At 26.3% G+C, this 3123-nt stretch carries 3 protein-coding genes; all 3 read right to left on the reverse strand.

Annotated elements, in window-relative coordinates:
- Positions 1-319 precede the first annotated feature (319 nt).
- The 3 genes from AVBRAN12640_RS09745 to AVBRAN12640_RS09755 are packed head-to-tail and all read right to left on the reverse strand — an operon-like array spanning position 320 to position 2679.
- On the reverse strand, positions 320-1225 hold the full coding sequence (locus tag AVBRAN12640_RS09745) for a tyrosine-type recombinase/integrase (RefSeq protein ID WP_336609157.1): 906 nt from the start codon (positions 1223-1225) through the stop codon (positions 320-322).
- 9 nt (positions 1226-1234) lie between these two features.
- Positions 1235-2389, reverse strand: a complete 1155-nt coding sequence (locus tag AVBRAN12640_RS09750) for a rolling circle replication-associated protein (protein ID WP_336609156.1) — start codon at positions 2387-2389, stop codon at positions 1235-1237.
- A 2-nt stretch (positions 2390-2391) separates the two neighbouring features.
- Positions 2392-2679 carry a hypothetical protein gene (locus tag AVBRAN12640_RS09755; protein ID WP_336609155.1) on the reverse strand — a complete coding sequence of 96 codons (288 nt, stop codon included), beginning with the start codon at positions 2677-2679 and terminating at the stop codon, positions 2392-2394.
- Positions 2680-3123 lie beyond the last annotated feature (444 nt).

The raw sequence follows: 3123 nt of genomic DNA on the forward strand, positions 1-3123 counted from the left end.
GGTTCGTTACGGCGTTGGGCTCACGCCCCCCGCCATAACTCACGCCCTTTATTGCTCTTTTTACATAATTTAGCATTATATTTTATAAACTCTAAGATATAGCTTTTAAATAAGCGTAATTAAGCTTAAAGTTATTAAGGGCTGATAAGAAAGAGTTATCATTGTTTTTAGTAGATTTTTGAAATAAAGGGCGTTTTTATGCGTTAAAATAGGTAGAGTGTGAAAAACTTCGTTTTTCAATGCTTCCACTCACACGCTTTGGCGTGTTCGTTGTTAATTAGGGGTAAACCCCTAATAACCCCAATTGAAGTTTTTTTATTTACTCGGCTTTCTGTAAATCATCATTATTATTAGGAATAATGATACTTTCTAAAATGCTATTAATTACCATTTTTGAAAGGTTTTTATTGCGTGTTAAGTAGCCGTGTGTAGTTGTAATGTTTGAATGTCCTAAGGTAAGCATTACGCTTTCCATACTAAGTCCTAAATGATTAATAGCATAAGTTCCTATTAAATGCCTTATGTCGTGAAGTCTCATTTTTGGTAGATTGTTTTTATTTAAAAAGTTATTCCAAGCTCTGCGTAAATCTATATATTTATTTGCTGTATCTGGGTTTGTGAATACATAATCTTTAGGTGAGTTAAATAGAGTATTTTTATAATGCTCTTTTAATCTATATTTTAATAAAGGGGTTAAAGAATATTCCATAGTTTTAGAGATTTTACAATTTTCGGAGCGTATTATATAGCTTTCATTTATAAAATCTATATCTTTCCACTTAAGGCTTAATACTTCGTTTTTTCTTCTTCCGTGTAGTAAGAATAAAAAAATATCTTTGTATTTATTATCGTCATAAATAATTGCCTTAATTATATCTTGTTGGGTTTGTGTGCTATGTCTAAAATAAACTTTATTATCAAATCTAGGTAATTTAACAAGATTGCAATAATTTCTCTCAATAAGCCCTAAGCGTTCGCCTAACTCCAATGTAACGCTTAAAATTGATAATATATTCTTAGCCGTTTTTGGCTTATATCCTTGTTCTAAAAGTTGATTTATAAAACTTTGTAAGGTTATAAAATTAATATTTTTTACTTCAGTATTACCCATATTTGTATTATTAAAATGTTTTAGGAAAGTATGGTAATTACTTAAGTATGTGCTAGGTTTTAAAGTATTTGAATACATATTAAAATACATAATAAAAAGCTCTTTTAATAACATTATAAATCCTTAGGCTGAAATAAAATCTTCGTAATATAATTTATAAGTGTAATTTAAAATTTCCTTGTCATATAATAAAACATAGGTTTTATTTTTTATTACTTGCTTTTCTTTAATAATAGTTTTTTCATTGTTTAAGTATTTGATTATGATAGTTTCTTTTTTAGTGTAATAAATATCCACAAAACGCAAACCTAAATTAATAAATATATCACCTTTTTTAGGGTTTAAATTATACTTTATAAAGCAGTTTTCATCATTAAAAAATTCCCATAAAACTAAGCTTATATTTTTGTAACCTAATGAATATAAAAAACCCCTTAATTTACGATATACGCCTAAGCTAAAATTATAATTATTATATGTTTTTATGTGAGAGCGTGTAAGTCTTCTTATTTTATGATGAATATACCAAGCATTTAATTTATTAATTTTAAAATCATTTTTATGTATATTTCTAAATGTTTTAAAAATATACTTTACAATGTATCCCGTTGAGTTGCTTACACTTAGTTGAAATCCTTGCGTTTCTTTATTTCGTTTTTGGTCTATTGTTAAGCCTTTTTGCGAGTGGTTTTGGGGAGCAGGGCAACATTCTTTGAATATTTTTTTTAAATATTTAATTAAGGATTTATCATTAGGAATAAACCATAAAGCGTGAATATGTGGAATTCCATTTTTATGTGGTTCGGGAACTTTTATAAAATCGTGCTTTACATCTTTATATTTATTTAAATACCTATCGCGCATTTTTTTATGCTGATAATTTAAAATTTCATAACATTCTTTAATGGTTAAAGGAAGTTCTAAATAATACTTATGTCTTAAATGCTTTGGAAATTCTTTTTTCAGTCTAGTTTCGTTAAATTCTGAATAATCGCCTTTTACCATTCTACGATAGCAACCATCAAGGGTTATTGTTATAAATAAAGGTATGTTAGAATGTAAAGTTATATTAAAGTCATTGTAAGAATTAATTATATTTAACAATTCATAAGAATATTTAATATTTATATTTGCATTATAAGAAATATCTTTAAGTTTTAATATGTAATCTTGATTTGAAATATCTTGCAATTTAGAACAAGCTTGAAAAGTAAAAGATTTTAATAGTTTTATTTGACATAAATATAAATCATAATCGCTAATCCCATATTTAATCAAGGTTAATTTCCTTGTTTATGGAAGTTTAAAAAATCTAAACTTGTGCTAAAAACATCATTATTAAAATACATTTTTAAGTTATATAAAGCAGCAGAAATTTCTAAGGGGGAATAAAGTCCATTTATTACGCTATGTTCTATGTAATCGCTTGTTAAAATGTTTAAATATAAAATCTTAGCTTGAAGAGTGTCGGTTTTTAAAAGTTCTTTAAATAGGTTTTCGGTTTCGTTAATATCTTCTTGGGTTAATTTAAAATATCCAAATTCTTTAATTTTTCTTTTTTTAGCCATTAATCAAATCCTTATTTGGCTAATAAAGATTTAATTAAAAATTAACATATTACTAAATAAAATTAAAAAAATGGAACGCTTTTCTCATAACCCGAAGGACGGGGGTTCAAATCCCTCTTTCGCAACCAAATTTCAATTTTTTTCATAGTATCTTAAATATTTTTTGCTCTCTATGAGTTAAATTTCCGAATAGTATCTTTTTAATACTTAAAATAAACTTAATGTTATGATTTTTTTGTTTTTAGGATTTTACTTTATATTTTAATATTTTTTTTCAAAACTAAGTTAAAAAATGGGTAAAAAATGGGGTTTTCTTAAGTGAAACTTAATAGGGCTTAAATGCCTATGTGATAGGCATTTAAGGGGCGAATTTTTAAAATCTCGCAAAATTGTATAATATAGACAAGGGGCGGGGTTCGTTACGGCGTTGGGCTCACGCCCCCC

The organism is Campylobacter sp. RM12640 (assembly GCF_020137595.1).
Taxonomy (GTDB): domain Bacteria; phylum Campylobacterota; class Campylobacteria; order Campylobacterales; family Campylobacteraceae; genus Campylobacter_E.